The sequence below is a fragment of the Nocardia sp. A7 genome, from assembly GCF_046549215.1.
Lineage (GTDB): Bacteria > Actinomycetota > Actinomycetes > Mycobacteriales > Mycobacteriaceae > Nocardia.
Window position 1 is genome coordinate 173,294 of record NZ_JAJPWE010000002.1, and the last position, 25,095, is coordinate 198,388.

Below are 25,095 nucleotides of genomic sequence, written 5' to 3' on the forward strand. Positions count from 1 at the left end.
AATGCGCCATCGAAGGGGGGGGTGTTCGGGGCGCCACCTCGACGGGATCATGCCGATCGCATGCGAGGAATCGGGAGTGTGCCGGATCAGTGCGCGTGGACCGCGGGGGCGAGGATTTCGGTGACTCGTGTGGTGCGCGCGACGATTCGGCCCGCCTTGATGACGTAGCAGCGGTCGGGGCGGTCGAGTAGGGCGTCGGCGAGGCGATGTGTGCCGAGGACGACGAGGTCGGCTCGGGCGCCGACACGCAGGCCGTGGCGGTCGGCGATGCCGAGCACCCTGGCCGCGTCGGTGGTGGCCATCGCGAGGACTCGGCGCAGGTCGGCATCGCCGGAGAGGTGGCCGGTCTGGGCGAGGAACAGGCCGATGTCGAGGAGGTCGGTGTTGCCGTACGGGGTGAAGGCATTGCGAATGTTGTTGGAGGAGTACGCGGTTGTCACCCCGGCGGCCCACAGTTCGCGCACCGGTGCCACGCCGCGGCGTACCGCTGCCCGGTCGCCTCGACCGCCGAGGTGCATGTCGGTGGCTGGCAGCGGAACCACGGCGACGCCGACCTGGGCGAGGCGGGCCATGGTCGCCTGTCGCTCGCGCGGGGGGCGGGCGGCGAGGGAGGTGACGTGGCCGATGGCGACCCGGCCACCCAGTCCGGCGCGCTGGGCGGCATCGGCGATGTAGTCGGCCATGGCGAAGCGTGGGTCGGTGGCGTCGTCGGCGAAATCGGCGTGGATATCGACGGGGACACCGAATTCGGCGGCCAGCTCGAAGACCAGGTCGACGTGGCGTCGGCAGTCGGCGACGTCGGCTTCGTTGTAGGAGCACCCGCCGATCACGTCGGCGCCGAGGTGCAACGCCTCCCGCAACAGTTCCAGAGTGCCCGGTGCACGCAGGATTCCTTCCTGCGGGAACGCCACGATCTGCAGATCGATCAGGTCGCGGTACTCCTCGCGCAGGCCGAGCAGCACCTCGATACCGAGCAGCCCGACGATCGGGTCGACATCGGGATGCGCGCGAAGTGCGGTGGTGCCGTGGGTGATCGCCTGATCGAGGACGCGGCGAGCCCGGTCGCGGACCCCGTCAGCGGTGAACCCGCGCTTGAGTTCGCCGGTCACCTCGATCGCGCCCGCGAGGGTGCCGTCCGCCGCGCTCCGCTGGCGATCGAGCAGCGCCTTGTCCAGGTGCACATGAGATTCGATCAGCCCGGGGATGACGACTCTTGTCGCGCAATCGATCTCGGTCGTTGCGACACCCGGCAGCGCTGGCCCTATCGCGGTGATGACGCCGTCGGTGACAGCGATATCGACCGGATCGGCATCATCGGCGATACACGCGCGACGCAGCAGCAGATCTACCATGACAACCTCCAGTCACAACGGGGACCCCGTTTGTATACGACGCTGAGGTTTCTGGCGATGACGGTGATTGCTGCGTCCGTGTTACGCCTCGGCGGCGGCGCGTGGTCGCAGGCGGTAGGCCGAGGTGGCGTGGGCGATGTGGTCGGTGACCACCGCGATCGCCCGGTCGGCGTCCTGTGCCTCCAGTGCCGCGCAGATCTGCTCGTGTTCGTGCCAGGAATCCTCGGCGCGGCGGGGCAGTTCGACCGCGTAGACCCAGGCGATCTTCCAGCTCAGCTGGGTGATCAGCTGGCGAAGGAGCGCGCTGCCGGAGGCCTCGGCCAGCACCTCGTGGAAGCGGCTGTTGAGCCGGGCGAGTTCACCGAGTCTGCCGTCACGCACCGCTTCCTGACCCAGCGAGGTGAGTTCTTTGAGCCGTCCGAGCTGTTCAGGGGTGCGGCGCACGGCGGCGCGGCCCGCGCACATCGGTTCCAGCAGCGCCCGGATCTCGAGCAGGTCGGCCGCTTCCGCCTCGGTGAGTTCGGCGACGAAGGTTCCCGCATAGGGGCGTGACCAGGCGAAGCCCTCGGCTTCGAGTGTTCGCAGTGCCTCGCGGACCGGGACACGGGAGACGCCGTACCGCTCGGCCAGGGTGTCCTCGGTGAGGCGCTGGCCGGGCCGGAACTCGCCACGGATGATGTCGTCGCGGATCGCGCGGCACACCTGCTGCGGTGTCATGCGTCTGACGGTGCTGCTCACGTCGCCCCCAACGGTCGAATGGCGGAAACCGCGCGCCGGTCGTCTACGAATCGGCGCCCGCTCTCGCGAAGGATTGCTCCAAACCTACGGCATTCGGGCCGGTGCTCGGCCCGGGTATTCACTCGCCGCGACCATTCCTTTACGGTCGTATACGATCTCACGACGCTCTGTCGGAAGGACTTCATGGACCCCGTGCATCTAGCGCTGCTGCTGGCCGCAGGTCTCGGCGCAGGCTTCTGCAACGCCATCGCGGGTGGCGGCAGTCTGCTCTCGTTCCCCGCGCTGCTCGCGCTCGGTCTGCCCCCGGTGACCGCGACGGTCACCAACTCGGTCGCGGTCTGGCCGGGTTATCTCGGCGGCGCCGCGGCGCTGCGCAAGCGCGCCGACGACTATCGCGCGCTGCTGCCACGACTCGTCGTGACCAGCGTTACCGGTGCCGGTCTCGGTGTGCTCGCGCTGCTCGCGGCACCGGCCGAAGTCTTCGCCACGCTGGTGCCGTTTCTCGTCCTCGGGGCGACCGCGGTGTTCGCCGCGCAACCTTGGCTCTCGCGCACTCTCGGTGCCCGCCACCCGGATTCGCGCACGACCCTCTACCTCGGGGTCTTCGCAGGCAGCATTTATGGCGCCTACTTCAACGGCGGCATGGGCATCGTGTTGTTGACCGCCCTCGCGCTCGGTCTCGATGCCTCCGCTCAACTGCTCAACGGCCTGAAAAGCCTTCTCACGCTCACTGTGTCGACTACTGCCGTGGTGGCGGTCGCACTGTTCGGACCGGTCGACTGGCTGGTCGTCGCGATCCTCGCACCGGCCTGTCTGCTCGGCGGCGTCCTGGGCGCGAAGTTCGCGGACCGGTTGCGCCCGGTTGTGTTCCGGGCCGTGGTGATCGTCTTCGGCGTCGGCGCCGGGTCCGCCATGTTGATCACCGGCTGAAATCTGTTCCCCTTCGATCGTAAAGGACCTCTGATGACCGATTTGCTGCTGCGCGGTGGGCGCCCCTGGATACCCGGAGCCACGCCGGAACTCGCCGACATCCATGTCGCTGACGGCCGGATCGCCGCAATCGGCACCGGGCTCACCGCACCGGACGCCGAGATCGTCGACCTCGACGGTGCGCTGGTACTGCCAGGCCTGGTGGAAACCCACTGCCATCTGGACAAAACCCTGTACAGCGCGCCCTGGGTGCCCAACTCCGGTGGGCGCACCCTGGGCGGGCGCATCGCCAACGGTGAGCGTCGCCGCGCCGAACTCGGCATCCCGAACGCCGACTACGCCGCGAACCTGTTGGGTGCCATGGTCGGATACGGCACGTCGTTCGTGCGCAGCCACGTCGACATCGATCCCGACATCGGGTTGAGGGGTGTCGAGCAGGTGCGGGCCGCCGCCGAACGTCACGTGGGGCGGGTCGATGTGGAACTGGTCGCCTTCCCGCAGGGCGGGCTGGTCACGCGCCCCGGCACCGCCGAATTGATGGCGGCGGCGCTGGCCGACGGGGTCGAGGTCGTCGGCGGGCTGGATCCAGCGGGCTATGACAACGATCCGGTCGGGCAGCTCGATGTGATCTTCGATCTCGCCGACAAGTTCGGTGCCAAGGTCGACATCCACCTGCACGACGGCGGTGCCATGGGCGCGTGGGAGTTCGGCCTGATCATCGAGCGCACGAGGGCGACCGGGCTGTCGGGCCGGGTCACCATCAGCCACGCCTATGCGATGGGCCAGCTGTCCGACGACGAACAGCGCCGTGTCGCCGACGCGCTCGCCGAGGCAGGCGTCGCCATGGTGACCTGTGCGGTCGGCGAGGCGGCGGTCGTCCCGGTCCGGGTGATGCACGAGGCGGGCGCCACCCTGGCGCTGGGCAACGACGGCATCCGCGACCTGTGGACGCCCTACGGTGACGGCGACATGCTGCGCCGCATCAACACCGTCGCCTACCGCGACCGCCTCGTCGCCGACACGGAGATCGAACTCGCGCTGGCCGCGGGAACCTACGGCGGCGCGAGCGTTCTCGGGCTCGGCACCTACGGTCTCGCGGTCGGCGCACCGGCTGATCTGTTCGTGGTGGACGCCGAAACACCGGCCGCCGCCGTGGTGCGACTGCCCACCCGGCAACTCGTGATGAAACGCGGCCGGATCGTGGCGCGTGCCGGCGTTCTACAAGAGTGAATTGATCGTATACGAAACAGGGACGTAATCGCGCCGAACGATGGCGGCAATGGTATGCCATTAGAAATAGACCATGAGCGCAACGGTTTCCACCGCCCCCGCAATACCGGGCCTGGACTCGTATACGACTGCTGAACGCGACGAGCCCGCCCCCGCACTGTCCTTCGACAACGTGACGCTGACCTTCGACAACGGCACCACCGCCGTCGCCGACATCGACATCACCGTGCGCAGTGGCGAATTCGTCTCGCTGGTCGGCCCGTCCGGCTGCGGCAAATCGACCCTGCTCCGGCTGGCCGCCGGGTTCGAGAAACCCACCTCGGGCACGGTCGACGTCAGAACCCGCCGCCTCGGTTACGTCTTCCAGGAATCCACGCTGCTGCCGTGGCGATCGGTGCGGCAGAACGTGGAACTGCCCGGCGAACTCGAAGGCGTCGACAAGGCCACCCGCCGCGCCGCCGCCGCGGACGCGATCGAACGCGTCGGCCTGGCCGGCTTCGAGAAGCACAAACCCGCCCAACTGTCCGGCGGCATGCGCATGCGCGCGTCCATCGCCCGCGCCCTCACCCTGCAACCCGAATTGTTCCTGTTCGACGAACCCTTCGGCGCGCTGGACGAGATCACCCGGCAGCGGTTGAACGAGGAAGTCGGCACGCTCTTCCGTCGCGACGGCTTCGCGGGGGTATTCGTCACCCACTCGGTGGGGGAGGCGGTGTTCCTGTCCACCAGGGTGGTGGTGCTCACCGGGCAGCCGGGGCGGGTGGCCGCCGATATTGCGGTCCCGTTCGACTTCCCGCGCACACCAGAGCTGCGCTATACCCCCGAATTCGCCCGCTTCTGCGCCGAGGTGTCGGCCGCGCTGCGTGGACAGGAGGCTGCCGCATGACCGCCATCGCCGTTACCAGGGGAGCGGTCGCCGAGTCCGCGGCGACACCGAAGTACCGCTGGCCGTTTCGGGTCGCCCCGGTGCGCGTCATCGCCCCGATCCTGGTGTTCGTCGCAGTTCTCGGGTTCTGGTCGCTGGTCAGCCACCAACTACTGGCAGAGGAATCCCGATTCCTGCTGCCGGCGCCGGAACAGGTGATCGGCAAGGGGCTGCTCGATCCACTGGCGCGTTCGACGATTCTGACCGCGCTGTGGTCGACGGTGCAGGTGGCACTCGTGGGGCTGGTGATCGCGATCGCGCTCGGCGTCGGTTTCGCGGTGGTCATGAGCCAGGCCCGCTGGGCCGAGTACTCGCTGTATCCGTATGCCGTTGTCCTGCAGACGATCCCGATCCTGGCGGTGGTTCCGCTGTTCGGGTTCTGGTTCGGTTACGAGTTCTCCAGCCGGGTGATCGTCTGCGTGATGGTGGCGCTGTTCCCGGTGATCACCAACACGCTGTTCGGCCTCAAATCGGTGGCGCCCGCCGAGCACGACCTGTTCACCCTGCACGGCGCCTCGCGGTGGCAGCGATTGGTGAAACTGCAACTGCCCACCGCGCTTCCGGCGATGATCTCCGGATTCAAGATCTCCGGCGGCATGGCAATCATCGGCTCCATCGTCGCCGACTTCTTCTTCCGCCAAGGCGAACCCGGCATCGGCCGGATGATCGACGTCTACCGCCAGCAACTCGCGACCGAGGAACTGCTCACCGCACTGCTGATGTCCTCGCTGGTCGGGCTGATCCTGTTCTGGTTCTTCGACTTCCTGGCCGGGCGCGTCGACCGCGCACACGGACTGCGTCGCGGCAAGTAACCCAATTCTTCTGTCCCACCCTCACATTCGCTCGACCCGAAGGACATTCTGGTGCGCAAACCTCTCCTCGCCACGGCCGTGCTGGCCGGCGCCACAGTACTGACCGCCTGCAACAGTGCGACCTCGGTGCCCGGTCCCACCGGTCAGGGCGTCCTCGCGGGCGTCTGCCCGTCGACCGTCGTCATCCAGACGGACTGGTTCGCGACCCCCGAGCGAGCGGCGGCCTTTCAGTTGGTCGGCCCCAACGGCACGGTCGATGTGAAGAAGGGCGCCTACTCCGGTCCGCTCGGTGACACCGGCGTGAATGTCGAAGTGCGCCTCGGTGGTCCGTTCCTGGGCGGTCAACCGGTGCCCGCGCAGATGTATCAGGACAAGAGCATCACCCTCGGTCTCGTGCCGACCGACGATCAGGTACGGGCACAGGCCAAATTCCCGGTGACGGGAGTGTTCGCCTCGCTCGACGTCAACCCGCAGATCGTCCTGTTCGATCCGGCCACCTACCCGCAGATCGCGTCGTGGAAGGACGTCCCCGCTTCCGGCGCCCCGGTGGTCTACAGCGAGGGCAAGCTGTTCATGGACTACCTGATCGCGCACGGAGACGTGAAGCCGGAGCAGGCGGATGCGTCCTTCGACGGCACCCCGAGCCGGTTCGTCGCCGAGCGCGGCCGGGTGATGCAGCAGGGCTACGTCTCCAACGAGCCCTACCGCTGGGAACACGATGTGAAAGGCTGGCTCAAGCCGGTGAAATCGCTGCTCGTGCACGAATCCGGCTACGAGATCTACCCGCACGCCTGGTCGGTGCGCACCGGCGAACTCGACACGCTCAGCCCCTGCCTGACCAAGCTGGTGCCGATGCTGCAGCAGGCCCAGATCGACTACATCACCGACCCCGAGCCGGTGAACGCGGCGCTGCTGCGGATCGCCCAGACGATTCCCGACGGCCCACCGATGACCGAGGGCGGCAATACCGACTCGGTGAAAGTCCAGCTCGCCCAGAAGATCGTCGGCAACGGCCCCGACAGCAGCCTCGGTGATTTCGACACCGCCCGCGTCGACCGGGTGATCGCCGCCGTCACCCCGATCCTGCGCAAACGCGGTGTCGAGGTGCCCGACGGCCTCGCCGCCGCCGCGATCGTGACCAACAAGTTCATCGACCAGACGATCGGGTTGAAGAGCACGCCGTAGTCGTCGGTCCAGCGGCCGACGGAATGTGTCGGACCCCGATGGCACACTGGCGCCATGACGGAAACCAGTGTGCCGTTTCGGGTTCGGATTCCGATTCGGGTGTCCGATCTCGACCCGCAACTGCACGTCACCGGTTCGGCGTATCAGCAGTTCGCCGATCACGCGCGGTTCGCGTGTGTGACCGAGGCGGGGGTCTCGGTGCCGGACTTGCTGGCGGCGGGGGTGGGGCCGGTCAATCTCGAGCTGAACGTCCGCTATCTGCGCGAGTTACGCGCGAACGACACGGTCGAGGTCGACTGCCGCTGGGAGTGGGGGCATGGCAAGACCTATCGGGTGGAGCACACGCTCACCAGGGACGACGGTGAAGTGGCCGCGACGGTGACCTACGTGAGCGGCCTGCTCGACCTGCACGCGCGCAAGTTGATCCCGGATCCCGCGCGGGTCTGGGCTGAGCACGCCAGCGATCCCGCGTTGCTCGGGCTGCCGTCGCGCCCGGCGTGAGGGTCGTGTCGTTGGTCGGCCGGAACCCGGGGATGCTCTAGACTTTCGAACAACTGTTCGTGTCTTCGAAGGGGTGGCCGGTGCGGGTGATGGGCGTCGATCCCGGGCTCACCCGGTGCGGGCTCAGCATGGTCGACAGCGGGCCGGGCCGAAAGGTCGTCGCCCTCGACGTCGGCGTGGTGCGGACACCGCCGGACGCCGAGTTGGCCTTGCGACTGATGGCTGTCGCCGATGCAGCCGAGGAGTGGATGGACACCCATCGGCCCGAAGCCGTCGCGATCGAGCGGGTGTTCGCGCAGCACAATGTGCGAACCGCGATGGGGACGGCGCAGGCCGGTGGGGTGATCGCGCTGGCCGCGGCGCGGCGTGGGATTCGGGTGGCGTTTCATACACCCAGTGAGGTGAAAGCGGCCGTCACCGGAAACGGTGCGGCCGACAAAGCGCAGGTCACCGCCATGGTGACGCGGATTCTCGGTTTGCAGGTCGCGCCGAAACCGGCTGATGCCGCCGACGCGCTCGCGCTGGCGATCTGTCATTGTTGGCGGGCGCCGCTGATGGACCGGATGGCGGCAGCGCAGGCACAGGCGGACGAGGTCCGCCGCCGCTACGAACAACGGCTCGCCGAACAACGGAAGGTGGTGCGCGGGTGATCGCGTCGGTACGCGGTGAGGTACTCGAGATCGCGCTCGATCACGTGGTGATCGAGGCCGCGGGCGTCGGCTACCGACTCAATGCCACCCCGGCCACCCTGGCCGGACTCACCCGTGGCGAGCAGACCCGCCTCTACACCGCGATGATCGTGCGCGAGGACTCGATGACCCTGTTCGGGTTCGCCGACACCGAAGCGCGCGAACTGTTCGGGCTGCTGCAGACCGTGTCGGGCGTCGGCCCGCGCCTGGCGATGGCGGTGCTCGCCGTGCTCGAACCCGAAGCATTGCGAAAAGCGTTGGCCGAGAGCAATGTCGCCGCGCTGACAAGGGTGCCCGGCATCGGTAAGCGGGGCGCCGAGCGAATGGTCGTCGAACTGCGCGACAAGGTGAACCAGTTGGCCGTCCCCACCGGTCCGCCCGGTGCCCAGACGCCGAGTACCCCTGTGCGCGAACAGGTTTCCGAAGCGCTCATCGGTCTCGGGTTCCCCGCGAAGCAGGCCGAACAGGCCGTTGACACCGTCCTCGCCGATCAGCCGACCGCCACCACCTCGGTGGCCCTGCGCGCCGCACTCGGCTTGCTCGGCAAGAACAGGTAGGCCGTGGACTCCGACTTCGACAGCTTCGACGAAACCGACGAATCCGACCTCACCGCCCGGTTGCTGAGCACCGACGGCGAAGCCGAGACCGGCCTGCGTCCGACCTCACTCGACACCTTCATCGGCCAGCCCCGCGTGCGCGAACAACTCGCATTGGTCCTGCGCGGCGCCCGCCAACGCGGCGCCACCCCCGACCACGTCCTGCTGTCCGGTCCGCCCGGCCTCGGCAAGACCAGCATGGCGATGATCATCGCGGGCGAACTCGGCACCGCCTTGCGCATCACCTCGGGTCCGGCACTGGAACGCGCGGGCGACCTCGCCGCCATGCTGTCCAACCTGGTCGAGGGCGATGTCCTGTTCATCGACGAGATCCACCGCATGGCCCGCCCCGCCGAGGAAATGCTCTACCTGGCGATGGAGGACTTCCGCGTCGATGTGGTGGTCGGCAAGGGACCCGGCGCGACCTCGATCCCGCTCGACATCGCCCCGTTCACACTGGTCGGCGCCACCACGCGTTCGGGGGCGCTCACCGGCCCGCTGCGCGACCGCTTCGGCTTCACCGGGCACATGGACTTCTACGACCCCGCCGAGCTACTGCAGATCCTCACCCGCTCGGCCCGCATCCTCGGCGTGCAGATCGACCACGACGCCGCCGCCGAAGTGGCAGGACGCTCGCGCGGCACCCCGCGTATCGCCAACCGCCTGCTGCGCCGCGTCCGCGACTACGCCGAGGTCAGGGCGGACGGCATCATCACCCACCCCATCACGATGGCGGCGCTCGAGGTCTACGACGTCGACGCGCTCGGCCTCGACCGGCTCGACCGTGCGGTTCTCGGCGCGCTCGTGCGTGGATTCGGTGGGGGACCGGTGGGCGTATCGACCCTGGCCGTCGCCGTCGGCGAGGAAGCGGCCACCGTGGAAGAGGTCTGCGAACCGTTCCTGGTGCGCGCCGGACTCGTCGCCCGTACCCCGCGCGGCCGGGTCGCGACCGCGGGCGCCTGGGAACACCTCGGCCTGGTGCCACCGCCCGATCTGGTCATCGGCGCCATCGAAGTGCGTGGGCGCGAACCGCAGCCGAGCGCCGACAGCTACGAGTGAGATAGCCCCGCTCCAGGCGGGCGCGGCACCGAAACGTCGTCTACTGTCGATTCAGTGGCAGTCCTAGAGGTGGTGCAACGACTCCCCGAGCCGTTGCGTTCCCTGCTCCTGAAGCACCGGGAACTTCTGAAATTCGCCGTCGTCGGCGCGATCACCTGGTTCATCGACACCGGCGTGGTGTACGCGGTGAAGCTGACCGTGCTCGGCGACAAGCCGCTCACCGCGCGCCTGCTCGGCGCGCTGATCGCGACCATCGCCTCCTACATCCTCAACCGCGAATGGTCGTTCAACGCCCGCGGCGGCAGGCAGCGCAGCCACGAGGCCGCCCTGTTCTTCGCGGTCAGCGCACTGGGCATCGCGGTCACGATGATCCCGCAGGCGATCTCGCTCTACGCGCTGAATCTGCGTGTGCCGCACGTGGATCCGACGGTGCAGATGGTCGCCAACTTCATCTCGGGACAGATTCTCGGCGTGCTGCTCGCCATGGCGTTCCGCTTCTGGGCCTTCCGCCGCTACGTCTTCCCCGACGACCTCCGCGAAGCCGAACTCCACAGCATTCAGGGCTGAATTATTGGCGGCTGGCGCCGCGGTCAGGTGATCGGCAGCCCCATCAGTGTCGGCGTTCGGCGTTTTCCAATGCCGTGATTACGAGGTCTATGAAGGCGTCTACTTCTTCGCGGGCGTAGCCACGGGTGCCGAGGCGGGTGTCGGTGAAGCGGACGCCGCGCACGTCAGAGGTGGTGAGGCTGCCGGGGCCGTTGTGGGCCAGGGTGGCCGCGACCAGGTCGAGGAAGGCGTCGACCTCTTCCTCGTGGTAGCCGCGCCTGCCGACGGCGGACTGGGTGAAACGCATGCGGTGCACATCGTCGGGGGTGAGCATCTCGGCGACATCGTCGCCCGCCCGCGCAGCCGGAACCGGAGCGCCGCCCTTCTGGCGGTACTCGAGCTCGGTCCGCACCCGGTCGAGGAAGTCGTCGACCTGGTCGGCCTGGTACCCGCGACCGCCGAAACGCGGTGCGCCGAAGTGCACGTGGCGGATGTCGTCGGCGGTGAGAGCGCCCTGCCCGTCGAGGGTGGCGGATACCCGTTCCAGGAAGGCGTCGACCTCGTCCGCGTGGTAACCGCGATGCCCCAGGGTCGGCATGGCGAAGTGGGTGCGGCTCACATCGTCGGGCGTCACAGCGGTCATTGTCTCAGGATTGCCCTTCTATCCCACGGCTTTTCGCTATCGGGCAGCGGCGCGCACGCCATCGATGAACAGCCGCCGCACGGCGTGACTGTACACCGACATCGTTGCCGGATCGGGGGTTCGCATCCCCGCGACCAGCCCGGCGACGATCATGCCGAGCGCCGCCTTGGCGGTATTGGCGGTGTCGATATCGGCGCGCAGGTAGCCGACGCGCACACCGTGGTCGAGATAGCGCGTCATGAGGATCTCGGTGGCGTCGACCAGGCCGTACACGCGTTCGGTGAGTTCGTCGTCGATCCCGGTTGCGTGGAACAGCAACAGGTGCGCCGTGCGCGGATCGTCGAGCAGCACGCGGTTGAGCGAATCGCTGATCCGATCGATCAGCGTCGCGTATTCCTCGATGGTCGAGGCGCTTTCGGGCTCCATGTCATCGGCGAGTGCGCCGAAGATACGGCCGCTCACTTCGTCGATGACGTGGTCGATGATGTCGCGCTTGTTGGCGAAATAGCGGTAGAAGGTGCCGTGCCCGATGCGCAGGCGCGTGGCGATATCGGCGATTCCGGTGGCGTGATAGCCCTTCTCGGCGAAGCAGTCGAACGCGGTATCGATGATCTCCTTGCGCAATTCGGCTTTGCGCTGGTCGATTCGCGAGGGTGGCTTCGTCACATTGACGATGTTACAGTCGATGTAACCAGAATGACATGTCATTCTCACGATGGAGGTTCGGCGTGGTACCTCAGTTCGACGCGATTGTGGTCGGGGCGGGTTTCGGCGGCATCGGCGCGGGTATCGAGCTCGACCGGCTCGGGTTGCGCGATTTCGTCATCCTCGAACGGGAGGACGACCTCGGCGGTACCTGGCATGTGAACCGGTATCCGGGGCTGGCGGTCGACATCGCCTCGGTGACCTATTCCTACTCGTTCGAGCCGAATCCGTTTTGGACCAGGCTGTTCGCACCCGGCGCCGAGCTGAAGAAATACGCCGGGCACGTGGCCGACAAATACGATCTGCGCAGGCGGATGCGGTTCGGCACCGTTGTCGACGGTGCGCGCTGGGACGCGGAGAACCAGCACTGGGTGGTCACGATCGCCGGCGGCGAGACACTGACCGCGCGCTATCTGCTCGCCGCGACAGGGTTCCTGTCCCAGCCCTACACTCCGCCGTTCCCCGGCATCGAGTCCTTCGCGGGCAAGATCATCCACACCACCGACTGGGACGCCGAGTACGACCTCACCGGTCGTAAGGCCGCCGTCATCGGCACCGGCGCCACCGCGGTGCAGCTGGTGCCGGAGGTCGCCAAGAAGGTCGACGAACTGACCGTGTTCCAGCGGACCCCGATCTGGGTGGTCCCCAAGGTCGATACCCCGATTCCTGGCGCCGTGCAGGGCCTGTTCGACAGGATTCCACTCACGCAGAAGGCGGCACGGCTGGTCAACACCGGCATGCTCGAGGCGCTGATGGTCGTGGGCGTGCTGCATTACAAGCAGGCGAAACCGTTGAATCAGGCGGCCGCGCTGCTGGCCAAGGCGCACCTGTTCGCGCAGGTTCGTGATCCCGAGACCAGGGCGAAACTCACCCCGCACTACGACTTCGGCTGCAAGCGCCCGACGTTCTCCAACGACTACTTCAAGACCTTCAACCAACCGCACGTACGGCTGGAAACGAACTCGATCGACCATGTCGAACCCGATGGCATCGTCACCGCCGACGGCCACAAAACCGAGATCGATACCCTGTTGCTCGCCACCGGCTTCAACCTGTGGGACGCGAACTTCCCGGCCATCGAGATCGTCGGCCGCGACGGGGTGAATCTCGGAAAGTTCTGGCGCGACAACCGCTTTCAGGCCTACGAGGGCATCACGGTGCCCAAGTTCCCCAACTTCCTCAGCCTCAACAGTCCCTACTCCTACAGCGGGCTGTCGTACTTCACCACCATCGAAGCCCAGATGAAGCACATGGGCCGGTTGTTCGCGGAGTTGTTCCAGCGCGGCGAGCACACCTTCGAGGTGTCCGAGGCGGCCAACGCGGAGTTCCTCGACCGGATGACCGACAAGTTGGGTTCCTCGGTGTTCTACGGCGGCGATTGCGCCTCCGCGCGCAGTTACTACTTCAACCAGCACGGTGAAGCGGCGCTGCTGCGCCCGACCAGCACCGCCGCCGCGCACCGTGAGGCCGTGTCCTTCCCGCTCGACGACTACACCTACGGTCGCGCCGTCTGAGTCCCATTTCACGCGCGCGTCGGTGTCCGGTGTGTCGCCGCGGCGGGGAACTGGCAGACTGTCAGGCGTACTTGCACGTCCACCACTGACTAGGGACTGACTTCGACGATGGACTTCCTGTTTCCGCTGCTGATCCTGGCCCTGCTCGTGCCGATGTTCTTCGGTATCCGCAAACAGAAGCGGGAGGCCGAGAAGGTCTCGACGATGCAGGAGGCCTTGAAGGTCGGTGACGCTGTCGTCACCACCTCGGGTCTGTACGGCACCATCGTCGACCTCGACGAGAACACCATCGACCTGGAGATCGCCGAGGATGTGGTCACCACGTGGCTGCGTCAGGCGATCCGCGAGGTGCGCGCCGAGGAGCCGACGGTCGAGCAGACCGTGGTCGCCGACGCCCCCGCCGAGGAAGCCGTGGAACAGACCGATATCCGGCTGACCAAGGACTGACCAGTCCCTTTTCCCGCCCGGGCGCGTCTGGCGTTCCGGGCCGGGCACGGTTGTGCCCACCGATCCACCTCGACTTCCGCCTAGGAGATGACCTGCTGTGCCACCTTCCCAAGGATCGGCGCATCCGTTCCGGTTGCTCGGCGTCTACGCCGCGCTACTGGCCGTGATCTACGCGCTGGTGTTCTTCACCGGTGACCATTCCCCGTCAGCCAAGCTCGGCATCGACCTGCAAGGTGGTACCCGCGTCACGTTGACCGCGCGGACCCCCGACGGCAACAAGCCGAGCCAGGACAGCCTGAAGAAGGCGCAGGAGATCATCGAGAGCCGTGTCAACGGTCTCGGCGTCTCCGGCTCCGAGGTGGTCATCGACGGTGACAACCTGGTCATCACGGTGCCCGGCGAGGACAGCCAGCAGGCACGCGCGCTGGCCACCACCGCCAAGCTCTACATCCGCCCGGTGCTCTTCGCCACCGAGCCACAGACAGGTGCGGCGGCCCCGCCCGCGACCGGTACCGCGCCACCGGGTGGTACCGCGCCCTCGGCTACGGGCGCCCCGGTGCCCGCGCCGGGCGAATCGACTCAGCCCACCGGCGAGGCGACCCCACCCGCCGCGGATCCGGTCACCCCGACACCGCAGTCGCGAGTCTTCCCCGCACAGGCACCCCCGACGCCGACGCCCCCGCCCGGTGGTCTCACCACCCAGCAGCAGCAGGCCAAGGAGATCGCCGACGCCAAGGCGCTGCGGCAGAGCACCGACCAGCAGGTGCAGCAGGTCGCCGTCGCGGCCATGGACTGCACCAAGCCCGACCCGCTGACCGGTAACGACGATCCGGCCCTGCCGCTGGTCACCTGCTCGCAGGACGGCACCGAGGTGTATCTGCTCGGTCCGAGCCGCATCGACGGCCAGGAGATCGCCGACGCGACCTCGCAACTGAACTCGGCGCAGGCCCGGCACGAGGTGAACCTCGAGTTCAAGTCCGCGGGCTCCGATGCCTGGTCGACGCTGACCGGTGAGTACGTCAACAAGCGGGTCGCGTTCGTGCTCGACACGAAGGTCGTCAGCGCGCCCCAGGTGCAGGAGGGCCCGCAGCTGGGTGGCCGCACCTCGATCTCGGGTAGCTTCACCGCCGACAGCGCGTCCGAGCTGGCCAACACCCTGAAGTACGGTTCGCTGCCGCTGTCGTTCCAGACCTCGGAAGCGGAGACGGTCTCGGCCACCCTCGGCCTGTCCTCGTTGAAGGCGGGTCTGCTGGCCGGTGCCATCGGCCTGATCGCGGTGCTGCTGTACTGCCTGCTCGTGTACCGGATGCTCGGCCTGCTGGCCGGGTTCTCGCTGATCGCCGCCGGTGTCGCCGTGTACGGCATCATCGTGCTGCTCGGGCGTTGGATCGGCTTCACCCTCGACCTCGCGGGGATCGCCGGTCTGATCATCGGTATCGGTCTGACCGCCGACTCGTTCGTGGTGTTCTTCGAACGCATCAAGGACGAAATGCGTGAAGGCCGTAGCTTCCGCTCGGCGGTGCCGCGCGGTTGGCAGCGCGCGCAGCGCACCAACCTGTCCGGTAAGACGGTCAGCTTGATCGCCTCGGTCGTGCTGTATCTGCTCGCCGCCGGTCAGGTGAAGGGCTTCGCCTTCACCCTCGGTGTCACCACCGTGCTCGACGTGATCGTGCTCTACCTGGTCACCGCCCCGCTGATGATGCTCGCCGCGCGCTCGCCGTTCTGGGCGAAGCCGTCGGTGAACGGTCTCGGCTCGGTTCAGCAGATCGCCAGGGAACGCGGCCAGGCCAGGTCGAAGGAGATGTCACGATGAGCAACGACAACCCCACCGAGGAATCGGTGAACCTGGACAAGTACGAGCCCACACAGGGCCCGGAGCACGGGTTCTTCGAGCGCCTCTACACCGGCACCGGCGGCTTCCCCATTGTCAGCAGGCGCAAGCTCTTCTACACGCTGTCGGCGGTGCTGCTGCTGATCTCGCTGCTCAGCATCGCGGTGCGTGGTTTCACCCTCGGTATCGACTTCGAGGGCGGTTCGCGCATCCAGATCCCCGCCGCCGAGGGCGTCACCACCCAGCAGGTGGAAGACGTCTACGCCGAGGCACTCGGTCACGGACCGGTCGCGGTACAGAAGGTCGGCTCGGGCGCGTCGGCCACCATCCAGGTGCGCTCGGAAACCCTCGACCTGGCTCAGACCGAACAGGTCCAGTCCGCGCTCTTCGACGAATTCCAGCCCAGGGACTCGTCCGGGCAGGTGAGCCGCAACGCCATCAGCATCGCCGAGATCAGCGAGACCTGGGGCGGGCAGATCACGCAGAAGGCGCTGATCGCGCTGGCGGTGTTCGTCCTGCTGACGATGGTGTACATCGCCATTCGCTTCGAGCGGGACATGTCCGTCGCGGCGATCGTGTCGCTGTTCTTCAACCTGTTCGTGACGGCGGGTATCTACTCGCTGGTCGGGTTCGAGGTGACACCGGCCGCGGTGATCGGTCTGCTCACGATCCTGGGTTACGTGCTCTACGACAACGTGGTGGTCTTCGACAAGGTCGAGGAGAACACCCGCGGTGTGCTGCACCTGAACAAACGCACCTATGCCGAACAGGCCAACCTGGCCGCCAACCAGACCCTGATGCGCTCGATCAGCACCACGATCATCGGCATCCTGCCGATCATCGGCATGCTGGTGATCGCGGTGTGGCTGCTCGGTGTCGGCACGCTCAAGGACCTCGCGCTGGTGCAGTTGGTCGGCATGATCGTCGGCGCCTATTCCTCGATCTTCCTCGCCGTGCCGGTGCTGGTCTCGATCAAGGAACGCTGGGGTCCGGTGGCCGCGCACACCAGGAAGGTCCTGGACAAGCGTGCCGGGGTCGGCGCGAGCGCGCGGGTTCCGGTGGGTGCCGGTACGCGTGGTGCGCGTCCGATCGGTACCGGCGCACCCCGACCGGGTTCGCGTCCGACCGGAAAGCGTCAACAGAGAAGGCACTGACGACCGAGGAGGGGGTCCCATCATGCGACGCAGCACGATTCGACTGATCACTGTGCTCGCCACGGCGGCTGTGACCACCTCCGTGGTGGCCGGGTGCTCGACGAAGAATCAGGTGCCTTCCATCGGATTCGCGGTCGACGCCGCGGTGGCCAGCTACAACGGCGCCAGCACGCTCGGCGCCGGTAGCGGTGCCGCCGCGGTGTTCGGCCGCGTGCTGACCGGGTTCTTCTACACCGGACCCGACGGTCAGCAGGTGGCCGACACCGACGTCGGCACGGCCAAGGAGGTACCGGGCGAGACCCAGACGGTGCAGTACCGGCTCCACCCGGACGGGGTGTACTCCGACGGAGTGAAGACCTCCTGCGACGACCTGGTGTTGGCATGGTCGGCGCGTTCGGGCAAGTTCACCCGCCCCGGTGACCGCGGGCCCGTCTCGTTGTTCGACGCGGCGAGCACCGTGGGCTATGACGAGATCGAACGGATCGACTGCCAGCCCGGATCCAAGGACGCCACGGTGGTGTTCCGGCCGGGCAAGCACTACCTGCCGTGGCGGACGCTGTTCACCGCGGCCGAGGTGATGCCCGCGCACGTGGTGGCGCAGGCGGTCGGGGTGCCGAATGTGGTGAACGCCCTGCAAACCGGTGACGGTGCGGTGATCGGCCGGATCGCCGATTTCTGGAACAGCGGCTGGACCGTGCAGGCCGGGGCGCTGGATCTGACGAAGTTCCCGTCGTCGGGGCCGTATCGGATCGAATCCTTCGGTGCGAAGGACGGTTTGGTGCTGGTTGCCAACGAGAAGTGGTGGGGCGACCCGCCCGAGACGAAGCGGATCGTGGTGTGGCCCAAGGGCACCGACTTCGCTGCCAAGGCGAAGGAGAACGCGCTCGGGGTCGTCGATCTCGGGGCCGGGTCGGTCGCGGATCTGAAGCTCGACGGTTTCGACGAACAGACGATTCCGAGTCGCAGTGCCGAACAGCTCGTGCTGGCCACCGGCGGGGTGTTCTCGCGGCTGGAGGTGCGCCGGGCGTTCGCGCAATGCGTGCCGAGGCAGGCGCTGTTCGACACCCTGGGCAAGGCGGGGGAGCCCGCGAAGCACGGGGTCGGTGCGGGTGTGCTGAATGCCCATGTGGTGCAGCAGGATTCGTTGTATTACCCGGCAGTGGTCGGGGGCGCCGATCGGTATCGTGGCGCCGATATCCCCGCGGCCACCGCGACCTTGGCCTCCTCCGGTACCGCGCAGCCGACGGTGCGGATCGGTTATCAGGGCCCCGATGCGCGCCGTGCGCAGACCGTGGCGATGATCGCCGACTCCTGCCGTGGGGCGGGCATCGCTGTGGTCGATGCGGGCGCGCCCGACTTCACGCCGGTGAAGCTCCCGGCAGGCGCGGTCGACGCGGTTCTCGGCGGTACCGGCGCGGTGCCGGGGCCCGCGGGGTCGAGCGCGGGTGTCGTCGCGTTCGCCGCGTTGCGGGCCGGTAGCGGCCTCGATTTCGGTGGCTTTGCTAACGGTCGCTACGATGCGATCACCGATCAGCTTGCGGGCGAGACGAATTCGACCGCGACGCTGAACCTGCTGACCGAGGCCGAGAACCTGCTGTGGGCGCAGCTACCGAGCATTCCGTTGTTCGCGACGCCGCGCACCATCGCTTTCGGCAACGGGATGCAGAACGGGATCGCCGGGCCGACACAGGCCGGTACCGGGTGGAACATGGATCGCTGGGTGTTGCAGCGATGAGTGGACGTGATGAAAGAGGGTTGATGAGCAAGCACGCGGTGGTCGAGTCCGACGATCAGGTCCGGGAGCGGACCGCCGAGGCGGCCGAGGCGGTTGCCCGGCTGACCCGTTGGCACGACGACTTTCCCACGCCGGGTGTGCGTTTCGCCGATCTCACCCCGGTCTTCGCCGACGCCGTCGGGTTCCGGGCGGTCGTCGACTGCTTCGCCGCCATCGCCCCCGACGCCGACCTCGTGGCCGGGGTCGACGCGCGTGGCTTCCTGCTCGGCGCCGGCGTCGCGGCGACGCTGGGCACCGGCGTGCTCGCCATCCGTAAGGGCGGCAAGCTCCCACCGCCGGTCGTCTCACGCGAATACAAGCTCGAATACGGTTCCGCGGCACTGGAAATCCCCGCCGACGGTGTCGACCTCGAGGGCAAGCGGATTCTGCTGCTCGACGATGTCCTCGCCACCGGCGGCACCCTCGCCGCCGCGGCCGCCCTGTTCAAGGAGGTGGGCGCCGAGGTGGTCGCCGCCGCCGTGGTGATGGAACTGGCATTCCTGAAGGGCCGCGAGCACCAGGGTGACTACCCGGTGACCTCTATCGTCAAGCTCTGATTCAGCGCGCCGCCCGCCACATCGGCCACAGTGTCGGTCCGCCCGGGATCTGTAGTTCGCCGGTCACGACGAAGCCGAAGCGTTCGTAGTACCCGATGTTGACCGGGTTGCTGGATTCCAGATAGGCGGCAGCGTGGTCGGCGTCGACGCGGTCGAGTCGGCTGTGGAGCAGGGCGTGCCCGAAGCCTGCACCGCGGACATCGGGGGCGGAGCCGAGCATCGCCAGATACCAGTGCGGTTCGGTCGGATGGTTCTTCTTCAGCAGGTCACCGACCTGTTTGCCGGCCAGGGTGCGCCGGCCGAACGCACGCCAGATACCGGGCAGCGTGCGAAGTTCGGTCAGCGGCGACGGGTCGGGATGGTTCGGTGGGGTCCACAGGGCCGCACCGCCCACCGTGCCGTCCGGGCGCAGTGCGAGGTCGGACACGTCCGCCGGTAAGAAGACGTGGCGCGCCATCGTGGCGAAGAACCGGGGTAGGCCGACGGTTCGCCGATCCGGTTCCGGCAGGATCCAGCTCATCACCGGGTCGTCCTGGAACGCCGCGGCCAGCGTCTCGGCCGCCGCATCGACGTCGTGCCGGGTGGCCTTGCGCACCACGATCGTCGCCATCGCACTCCTTCGATCCGGGATCGCCCGCGAGAGGGCGACTCGTGTCCCAGGCTAGCGTTTTCATGACAGGGGTCACAGGAGGAACAAAGGGGTGGCGCGCCGGGGTGGGTCGGTGTTATCAATGAATGGTCTTGTTCCCGGCGATCGGAGTCACGCGTTGATTTCTTGAGGTAGCGCTCTCGGACGGTCCGCATTCTGCGCACCGTGTATCCGTCGCACCTCGAGGTGATCCGCATGACCTCTCTTTCTTTTTCCGATCTCACCTTTCACTGGCCGGATGGCACCGCTGTCTTCGACGGGCTCGATGCTGTCGTCGGGCCCGGTCAGATCGGTCTCGTCGGCAGCAACGGCGCCGGGAAATCGACGCTGTTGCGGCTGGTCGCCGGTGAACTGAAGCCGGTGCGTGGGTCGATCTCCGTGCCGGGCAGCCTCGGCTACCTGCGCCAGGACCTGGGCTTGCGGGCCGGTCAGCGGGTGGATGCGGTGCTCGGTATCGCCGAGGTACGCAGCGCGCTGCACCGGATCGAAAGCGGCACCGGTGAGCCCGTGGACTTCGACACGGTCGGCATGTCCTGGCAGGTCGAGGACGAAGCGGTCGCGCTGCTCGGCAAGCTCGGGCTCGACTATGTCGCGGGCTCGGTCGACGACCTGGACCGCACGCTGGACACCCTCTCCGGCGGCGAAACCGTGCTGCTCGGTCTGGTCGCCGAACTGCTCCGTGAACCCGATGTGCTGCTGCTCGACGAACCGACCAACAACCTCGACGCCTTCGCTCGCGGACGGCTCTACGAGGTGATCCGGCAGTTCGCCGGCACCGTGATCGTGGTCAGCCACGATCGGGAACTGCTCGACCGGATGGACGGCATCGCCGAACTGCGCGCGGGTGAAATTCGTTCCTTCGGTGGTGGTTTCAGCGATTACGAGCGGATCATCGAGGCGGAGCAGGAGGCGGCGCGTGCCGCGGTGCGTGACGCGCGCAGCGATGTGCGCAAGCAGGCACGCGAACTCGTCGACGCGCGAACGAAACTGGACCGGCGGGCGCGCTTCGCGCAGAAGATGCAGGACAACAAGCGGGTGCCGAAAATCATCGCGGGACTGCGTAAGAACGCCGCCGAGGTGTCGGCGGGCAAACTGCGCAACTCCCATATCGACAAACTCGACTCGGCCCGCGAAACCCTCGACCACGCGGCGGAATCGGTGCGCGCGGACCGGGAGATCCGGGTCGAGCTCCCGGGGACGCGGTTGTATCCGGGCCAGGACGTGATCGACCTACAGCAGGTCGAGCTGGCCAACGGTCCGGTTGTCGACCTGCGGGTGAGTGGACCGGAACGGATCGCGCTGACCGGGCGCAACGGGGCTGGGAAGACGACCCTGCTGCGCCGGATCGTGGCCGAGGAGCCGAAGGTGGCGTGGCGATTGCTGCCCCAGCGCCTCGACGTCTTCGACGAAACACGCACGGTAGCCGAGAACGTCGCCGCCGCCGCACCCCATGCTTCGGCCGAGCAGATCCGAGGACAGTTGGCGCGCTTCCTGTTCCGCGGGACCGACGCCGACATCGCGGCCTCGGCCCTCTCCGGCGGCGAACGCTTGCGAGCCGCCCTCGCCACCCTGCTGCTCGCCGAACCAGCACCGAAACTCCTGCTGCTCGACGAGCCGACCAACAACCTCGACCTCCCCAGCCTCGCCCACCTCACCCAGGCGCTGGCCGGTTTCGAAGGCGCGTTGATCGTGGTGAGCCACGACGACCGCTTTCTGGCCGACATCGGTGTCACACGCAGGCTCGAGCTGACCCCCGATGGGCTGGTCGAGTAGCGCCCTCGGCGGTTACCGCGCAGACGCTGCTGCCCGGCGAATCGCTCCTGGGTAGCGGAGCAGGTTCGGGCCGAGGTATATCGCCACCGCGGTGAGGGCGAGCCAGGGGCGAAGGTGGGGGCTGAGGCGGCGGATTCGGCCGTCGGGGGCGAGATCGAGAACCAGTGCCTCGGTCATGTGGAAGGGGCCGGCTTTGGCTTCGCCCAGCAGGACTCGGGTGTTGCCGGTGCCGAGGGTGTCGGTCCAGCGCAGTTCGCTGCCGGGGCGGTAGATGAGGGTGAGCAGGGGGGTGAGGTCGGTGTGGCCGCGGAACACGAGGCGCCCGGACAGCGGAGAGACGAGTTCGGCGTCCTCGGTCAAGGTGTCGAGGAGGGCGGGGATGTCGTGGTCGGTGGTGGCGCGGCGGAACCGGGCGACAGTGTCGGTGGAGACCGGATCAGCGAGTGTGTCGGACATGAGCCGTACACCTTCCTTCGTGACTAATCGTTCACGGATTTTCCGACCGTAACCAGCTGGCTTGCAAAAAGCAATGGACTACACTCGGCGCTATGGCCAAAACGGACCTCGCGGATATCGCGTGCTCGATCGCTCGTACCGTTGGCATCGTGGGGGAGCGGTGGACGCCGCTGATCCTGCGCGACCTGTTCCTCGGCATCACCCGCTTCGAGGATCTGCGTCGCGACCTCGGCATCGCCTCCAACGTGCTGACGGACCGGCTTCGCGCGCTGCGCGACCACGAGATCGTGGAAACCCGTGTGTACCAGGAGAATCCGACGCGCACCGAGTATGTCCTCACCGAGCGTGGTCGTGATCTGTACCCGGTGCTGACGATGCTGCTGGCCTGGGGTGACCGTTGGCTGGCCGGCGACGACGGGCCGCCGCTGTCGGTGGTTCACCACGACTGCGGTCGGGTGACCGAGGGCGTCGTCGTCTGTGGGGAGTGCGCCGCCCCGGTCACCGCCGACAATGTCACCTGGCACCCCGGCCCGGGCGGCAAGGGGGGTCCTGGTGTCGCGCTCGTCGGCACCCGCCTTGCGCCGCTGCCGGACGGCCTACCTTCCGCTGAGTGACCGTCGGCGAATGAACCGCTGCCTCTTGACGATCATTGTTTTGGTTGAATAGACTAAAACAATGATCGAGAGGGAGTGGTCCAGATGGGATACGGCAATTGGGATGACACCGCCTACCGGGCAGGGAAGACGTATCGGGCCCGGCAGGGGGTCGATGACTTCGGGTACACCGCCGAGATGCGGGCGAAGCCGTACGACACCTGGTGCGCGCATCCGTTGCTCGATCCGTTCGGGGTCGGCAAGCGCGAGTGCCGGGATTCGGCCGAGCACGGGAATTCGCTGCCGGTGGCCGTGCTGTTCGATGTGACCGGGTCGATGGGCCGGGTGCCCCGGATCATGCAGGACAAGCTCGGAAAACTGCACGGGCTGTTGCGGAACAAGGGATACGCGCAGGACCCGCAGATGCTGTTCGGCGCGATCGGCGACGCCGACACCGATCGGGTGCCGTTGCAGGTCGGGCAGTTCGAATCCGACAACCGGATGGACGAACAGCTGCGGGCGATTCTACTCGAAGGCGGCGGTGGTGGGCAGAAGTCCGAAAGTTATGAACTGGCTGCCTATTTCATGGCCGAGCATGTGGCGACGGATGCGTGGGACAAGCGCGGTAAGAAGGGGTACCTGTTCCTGATCGGCGACGAGTTGAACAAGCCTCGCCTGGCCGCTCGGCATATTCGGGCGGTTGTCGGTGATCATGTGCGACGCGATGTGTCCGTCGAGTCGATCTATCGCGAACTAGAGCAGCGGTGGCACGTGTACTACATCCTGCCGAATCAGTCCTCGTACTACCGGGATCCGGAGATCGCCGAACACTGGCGGGGGTTGCTCGGGCAGAACTTCCTGAAACTCGATGACCCCGGTGCGGTCTGCGAACTGATCGCGCTGACCATCGGATTGGGTGAGGAAAGAGTGGACCTCGATACCGGGCTGGCCGATCTGCGCGATGTCGGATCGGCGGACGAGGCCGACGCGGTGGGGCGGGCGCTCGGCTCGAAACCGGGGCGAATCATGCGCGCACTTCCGCCGGGACGTTGAGGCCGAAAGAGGAAGGAGCACCGCGATGTTCGGTGCGGATCACCTCGTCGTCATCGATCTGGGATTCGGTGACGCGGGAAAAGGCGCGACGGTCGACTGGTTGTGCTCGCCCGAGGCGGCTCTCGGGGTGGCGGCCGTCGTGCGGTTCAACGGCGGCGCGCAGGCCGCGCACAACGTGGTGGCCGACGGCCGCCACCACACTTTCGCGCAGTTCGGGTCGGGGACCTTCGCCGGGGTCTCGACCCTGCTGTCGCGGCACATGCTGGTCGAGCCGATCGCGCTCGCCGCCGAATCCGAACAGCTGGCCACGCTCGGTGTTCGGGACCCGCTCGGGCTGCTCGCGGTCGACGAACGCGCCCTGCTGACCACCCCGATCCACATCGCCGCGAACCGTGCCCGCGAGGACGCGAGGGGTTCCTCGCGGCACGGTTCCTGCGGGCGAGGTATCGGCGAAACAGCGTGGTACGCACTGGAACACGACGCCCCCACCGTGGCGGACTGTCTGGCGCCGACCGTGTTGCGCGCCAAGCTGGATCGGCTCGCCGCGCACTACGACGGCCTCGTCGGACCCAGCGCGCACGGCTACGAGTCGATCGACGCCCTGGTGACCATGTACCGCGACTTCGCGCGCGCCGTTCGCATCACCGGTACGGCGGAACTCGCCAGGTCAGCGGGCGAGGGGCGATTGGTCTTCGAAGGCGCGCAGGGTGTGCTGCTCGACGAGTGGCGTGGCCTGCACCCGCACACCACCTGGTCGACGGTCGAGCCGCGCAACGCGCGCGCCATGATCCGCGAAATCGGGGGTACCGCCGCGGTTCTGGGCGTCACCCGCACCTATATGACCCGGCACGGCGCGGGTCCGCTCCCGACCGAGGCGCCACTGCGAGTTCCCGAGCCGCACAACGGCACCGGGCACTACCAAGGCGCATTCCGGCAGGGGCACCTCGATCCGATCCTGTTGCGCTACGCCGTCGACGTGTGTGGCGGGATCGACGGGTTGGTCGTCAACCACCTCGACGTGCCCGGAACCCTCTGTGCCGCAGCGGCATACGACACAGCCGAGGGAAGACTCACCGAACTCGTCCCCGGCCGGTGGCGTGATCTCGATCACCAGCAGCGGCTCACCGACCAACTCACCGACGCCACACCGGTTCTCACGCCGATCGACGGCGACCCGGCATCGTGGCTGGCCCAACGGTTGCGGGTGCCGGTGGTGCTGACCGGCCACGGTCCGGATCGGCGCGATCGCAGACCCGGGCCGAGTCGCGATGCGCCCACTGAGCCTCCCGAACGGACGCGGCGGCCCGATGAACTCTTCGAGAAGGGAACAATCGGGGCGTACGTATCGTGAACCGCGGTATCGGTCAGTGACAGCGCACTGCG

At 67.5% G+C, this 25,095-nt stretch carries 26 protein-coding genes; 20 read left to right on the top strand and 6 right to left on the bottom strand.

What is annotated here, in order from left to right:
• Positions 1-86: 86 nt before the first annotated feature.
• Positions 87-1,352 (bottom strand): amidohydrolase family protein, encoded by a 1,266-nt coding sequence (locus tag ACLJPD_RS12215; RefSeq protein ID WP_410872156.1) that lies wholly within the window; start codon positions 1,350-1,352, stop codon positions 87-89.
• A gap of 81 nt (positions 1,353-1,433) precedes the next feature.
• Positions 1,434-2,069, bottom strand: coding sequence for a GntR family transcriptional regulator (locus ACLJPD_RS12220; RefSeq protein WP_410872157.1), 636 nt, complete (start codon positions 2,067-2,069; stop codon positions 1,434-1,436).
• A gap of 204 nt (positions 2,070-2,273) precedes the next feature.
• On the opposite strand from ACLJPD_RS12220, the gene ACLJPD_RS12225 reads away from it, so the two are divergent.
• The 10 genes from ACLJPD_RS12225 (at position 2,274) to ACLJPD_RS12270 (ending at position 10,584) form a co-directional block, all read left to right on the top strand.
• Positions 2,274-3,020 carry a sulfite exporter TauE/SafE family protein gene (locus ACLJPD_RS12225; protein ID WP_410872158.1) on the top strand — a complete coding sequence of 249 codons (747 nt, stop codon included), beginning with the start codon at positions 2,274-2,276 and terminating at the stop codon, positions 3,018-3,020.
• Between the two features lie 33 nt (positions 3,021-3,053).
• Positions 3,054-4,250, top strand: a complete 1,197-nt coding sequence (locus tag ACLJPD_RS12230) for an amidohydrolase (RefSeq protein ID WP_410872159.1) — start codon at positions 3,054-3,056, stop codon at positions 4,248-4,250.
• A gap of 73 nt (positions 4,251-4,323) precedes the next feature.
• Entirely contained in the window at positions 4,324-5,136 is an 813-nt protein-coding gene (locus tag ACLJPD_RS12235) for an ABC transporter ATP-binding protein (protein ID WP_410872160.1), read from the top strand.
• Positions 5,133-5,987 (top strand): ABC transporter permease, encoded by an 855-nt coding sequence (locus tag ACLJPD_RS12240; protein ID WP_410872161.1) that lies wholly within the window; start codon positions 5,133-5,135, stop codon positions 5,985-5,987. The genes ACLJPD_RS12235 and ACLJPD_RS12240 overlap by 4 nt, the downstream gene beginning before the upstream one ends.
• A gap of 51 nt (positions 5,988-6,038) precedes the next feature.
• The gene (locus ACLJPD_RS12245; RefSeq protein ID WP_410872162.1) at positions 6,039-7,172 is read left to right on the top strand and encodes an ABC transporter substrate-binding protein; all 1,134 of its coding nucleotides are present in this window, start codon (positions 6,039-6,041) and stop codon (positions 7,170-7,172) included.
• Positions 7,173-7,226: 54 nt separating this feature from the next.
• Positions 7,227-7,673 (top strand): acyl-CoA thioesterase, encoded by a 447-nt coding sequence (locus ACLJPD_RS12250; RefSeq protein ID WP_410872163.1) that lies wholly within the window; start codon positions 7,227-7,229, stop codon positions 7,671-7,673.
• A gap of 80 nt (positions 7,674-7,753) precedes the next feature.
• Positions 7,754-8,323, top strand: a complete 570-nt coding sequence (gene ruvC, locus ACLJPD_RS12255) for a crossover junction endodeoxyribonuclease RuvC (RefSeq protein WP_358063405.1) — start codon at positions 7,754-7,756, stop codon at positions 8,321-8,323.
• Positions 8,320-8,919, top strand: coding sequence for a Holliday junction branch migration protein RuvA (gene ruvA / locus ACLJPD_RS12260; protein ID WP_410872164.1), 600 nt, complete (start codon positions 8,320-8,322; stop codon positions 8,917-8,919). The genes ruvC and ruvA overlap by 4 nt, the downstream gene beginning before the upstream one ends.
• A 60-nt stretch (positions 8,920-8,979) precedes the next feature.
• Positions 8,980-10,017 carry a Holliday junction branch migration DNA helicase RuvB gene (ruvB, locus tag ACLJPD_RS12265; RefSeq protein ID WP_410873390.1) on the top strand — a complete coding sequence of 346 codons (1,038 nt, stop codon included), beginning with the start codon at positions 8,980-8,982 and terminating at the stop codon, positions 10,015-10,017.
• 54 nt (positions 10,018-10,071) lie between these two features.
• Positions 10,072-10,584, top strand: a complete 513-nt coding sequence (locus ACLJPD_RS12270) for a GtrA family protein (protein ID WP_410872165.1) — start codon at positions 10,072-10,074, stop codon at positions 10,582-10,584.
• A gap of 43 nt (positions 10,585-10,627) precedes the next feature.
• On the opposite strand, the gene ACLJPD_RS12275 is transcribed toward ACLJPD_RS12270, so the two are convergent.
• Both ACLJPD_RS12275 and ACLJPD_RS12280 read right to left on the bottom strand, forming a co-directional pair.
• Positions 10,628-11,206 (bottom strand): DivIVA domain-containing protein, encoded by a 579-nt coding sequence (locus ACLJPD_RS12275; protein WP_410872166.1) that lies wholly within the window; start codon positions 11,204-11,206, stop codon positions 10,628-10,630.
• A gap of 36 nt (positions 11,207-11,242) precedes the next feature.
• Complete coding sequence (locus tag ACLJPD_RS12280) at positions 11,243-11,872, bottom strand: TetR/AcrR family transcriptional regulator (protein ID WP_410872167.1); 630 nt, start codon at positions 11,870-11,872, stop codon at positions 11,243-11,245.
• 62 nt (positions 11,873-11,934) lie between these two features.
• On the opposite strand from ACLJPD_RS12280, the gene ACLJPD_RS12285 reads away from it, so the two are divergent.
• The 6 genes from ACLJPD_RS12285 to ACLJPD_RS12310 all read left to right on the top strand — a co-directional run bounded on the left by ACLJPD_RS12285 (position 11,935) and on the right by ACLJPD_RS12310 (position 19,188).
• The gene (locus ACLJPD_RS12285) at positions 11,935-13,425 is read left to right on the top strand and encodes a flavin-containing monooxygenase (RefSeq protein WP_410872168.1); all 1,491 of its coding nucleotides are present in this window, start codon (positions 11,935-11,937) and stop codon (positions 13,423-13,425) included.
• A gap of 108 nt (positions 13,426-13,533) precedes the next feature.
• Entirely contained in the window at positions 13,534-13,872 is a 339-nt protein-coding gene (gene yajC, locus ACLJPD_RS12290; protein ID WP_410872169.1) for a preprotein translocase subunit YajC, read from the top strand.
• Between the two features lie 97 nt (positions 13,873-13,969).
• On the top strand, positions 13,970-15,685 hold the full coding sequence (gene secD / locus ACLJPD_RS12295; protein ID WP_410872170.1) for a protein translocase subunit SecD: 1,716 nt from the start codon (positions 13,970-13,972) through the stop codon (positions 15,683-15,685).
• Positions 15,682-16,857, top strand: a complete 1,176-nt coding sequence (gene secF, locus ACLJPD_RS12300; protein WP_410872171.1) for a protein translocase subunit SecF — start codon at positions 15,682-15,684, stop codon at positions 16,855-16,857. Before secD ends, secF begins: the two co-directional genes overlap by 4 nt.
• 22 nt (positions 16,858-16,879) lie before the next feature.
• Complete coding sequence (locus ACLJPD_RS12305) at positions 16,880-18,592, top strand: ABC transporter substrate-binding protein (protein WP_410872172.1); 1,713 nt, start codon at positions 16,880-16,882, stop codon at positions 18,590-18,592.
• Positions 18,593-18,615: 23 nt separating this feature from the next.
• Complete coding sequence (locus ACLJPD_RS12310) at positions 18,616-19,188, top strand: adenine phosphoribosyltransferase (protein WP_410872173.1); 573 nt, start codon at positions 18,616-18,618, stop codon at positions 19,186-19,188.
• Position 19,189: 1 nt separating this feature from the next.
• On the opposite strand, the gene ACLJPD_RS12315 is transcribed toward ACLJPD_RS12310, so the two are convergent.
• Positions 19,190-19,798, bottom strand: a complete 609-nt coding sequence (locus ACLJPD_RS12315) for a GNAT family N-acetyltransferase (protein WP_410872174.1) — start codon at positions 19,796-19,798, stop codon at positions 19,190-19,192.
• Between the two features lie 234 nt (positions 19,799-20,032).
• On the opposite strand from ACLJPD_RS12315, the gene ACLJPD_RS12320 reads away from it, so the two are divergent.
• Positions 20,033-21,610: an ABC-F family ATP-binding cassette domain-containing protein gene (locus tag ACLJPD_RS12320; RefSeq protein WP_410872175.1), complete on the top strand. Its 1,578-nt coding sequence runs from the start codon at positions 20,033-20,035 to the stop codon at positions 21,608-21,610.
• 12 nt (positions 21,611-21,622) lie between these two features.
• Here the strand turns inward: ACLJPD_RS12320 and ACLJPD_RS12325 are convergent, their stop codons facing one another.
• Positions 21,623-22,066, bottom strand: coding sequence for a nuclear transport factor 2 family protein (locus ACLJPD_RS12325; protein ID WP_410872176.1), 444 nt, complete (start codon positions 22,064-22,066; stop codon positions 21,623-21,625).
• A gap of 92 nt (positions 22,067-22,158) precedes the next feature.
• Here ACLJPD_RS12325 and ACLJPD_RS12330 point away from each other — a divergent pair, with 92 nt between their 5' ends.
• From ACLJPD_RS12330 to ACLJPD_RS12340, 3 genes are all read left to right on the top strand, one after another.
• Positions 22,159-22,680 carry a winged helix-turn-helix transcriptional regulator gene (locus ACLJPD_RS12330; protein WP_410872177.1) on the top strand — a complete coding sequence of 174 codons (522 nt, stop codon included), beginning with the start codon at positions 22,159-22,161 and terminating at the stop codon, positions 22,678-22,680.
• Between the two features lie 84 nt (positions 22,681-22,764).
• Complete coding sequence (locus tag ACLJPD_RS12335) at positions 22,765-23,712, top strand: hypothetical protein (protein WP_410872178.1); 948 nt, start codon at positions 22,765-22,767, stop codon at positions 23,710-23,712.
• Positions 23,713-23,737: 25 nt separating this feature from the next.
• Positions 23,738-25,063, top strand: coding sequence for an adenylosuccinate synthetase (locus ACLJPD_RS12340; protein ID WP_410872179.1), 1,326 nt, complete (start codon positions 23,738-23,740; stop codon positions 25,061-25,063).
• The last annotated feature ends 32 nt before the right edge of the window (positions 25,064-25,095 follow it).

Coding starts and splice junctions, on each gene's coding strand:
- ACLJPD_RS12215 (WP_410872156.1), bottom strand. CDS start 1,352: ATGGTAGATCTGCTGCTGCGTCGCGCGTGTATCGCCGATGATGCCGAT.
- ACLJPD_RS12220 (WP_410872157.1), bottom strand. CDS start 2,069: ATGACACCGCAGCAGGTGTGCCGCGCGATCCGCGACGACATCATCCGT.
- ACLJPD_RS12225 (WP_410872158.1), top strand. CDS start 2,274: ATGGACCCCGTGCATCTAGCGCTGCTGCTGGCCGCAGGTCTCGGCGCA.
- ACLJPD_RS12230 (WP_410872159.1), top strand. CDS start 3,054: ATGACCGATTTGCTGCTGCGCGGTGGGCGCCCCTGGATACCCGGAGCC.
- ACLJPD_RS12235 (WP_410872160.1), top strand. CDS start 4,324: ATGAGCGCAACGGTTTCCACCGCCCCCGCAATACCGGGCCTGGACTCG.
- ACLJPD_RS12240 (WP_410872161.1), top strand. CDS start 5,133: ATGACCGCCATCGCCGTTACCAGGGGAGCGGTCGCCGAGTCCGCGGCG.
- ACLJPD_RS12250 (WP_410872163.1), top strand. CDS start 7,227: ATGACGGAAACCAGTGTGCCGTTTCGGGTTCGGATTCCGATTCGGGTG.
- ACLJPD_RS12275 (WP_410872166.1), bottom strand. CDS start 11,206: ATGACCGCTGTGACGCCCGACGATGTGAGCCGCACCCACTTCGCCATG.
- yajC (WP_410872169.1), top strand. CDS start 13,534: ATGGACTTCCTGTTTCCGCTGCTGATCCTGGCCCTGCTCGTGCCGATG.
- secF (WP_410872171.1), top strand. CDS start 15,682: ATGAGCAACGACAACCCCACCGAGGAATCGGTGAACCTGGACAAGTAC.
- ACLJPD_RS12305 (WP_410872172.1), top strand. CDS start 16,880: ATGCGACGCAGCACGATTCGACTGATCACTGTGCTCGCCACGGCGGCT.
- ACLJPD_RS12310 (WP_410872173.1), top strand. CDS start 18,616: ATGAGCAAGCACGCGGTGGTCGAGTCCGACGATCAGGTCCGGGAGCGG.
- ACLJPD_RS12315 (WP_410872174.1), bottom strand. CDS start 19,798: ATGGCGACGATCGTGGTGCGCAAGGCCACCCGGCACGACGTCGATGCG.
- ACLJPD_RS12320 (WP_410872175.1), top strand. CDS start 20,033: ATGACCTCTCTTTCTTTTTCCGATCTCACCTTTCACTGGCCGGATGGC.
- ACLJPD_RS12325 (WP_410872176.1), bottom strand. CDS start 22,066: ATGTCCGACACACTCGCTGATCCGGTCTCCACCGACACTGTCGCCCGG.
- ACLJPD_RS12330 (WP_410872177.1), top strand. CDS start 22,159: ATGGCCAAAACGGACCTCGCGGATATCGCGTGCTCGATCGCTCGTACC.
- ACLJPD_RS12335 (WP_410872178.1), top strand. CDS start 22,765: ATGGGATACGGCAATTGGGATGACACCGCCTACCGGGCAGGGAAGACG.
- ACLJPD_RS12340 (WP_410872179.1), top strand. CDS start 23,738: ATGTTCGGTGCGGATCACCTCGTCGTCATCGATCTGGGATTCGGTGAC.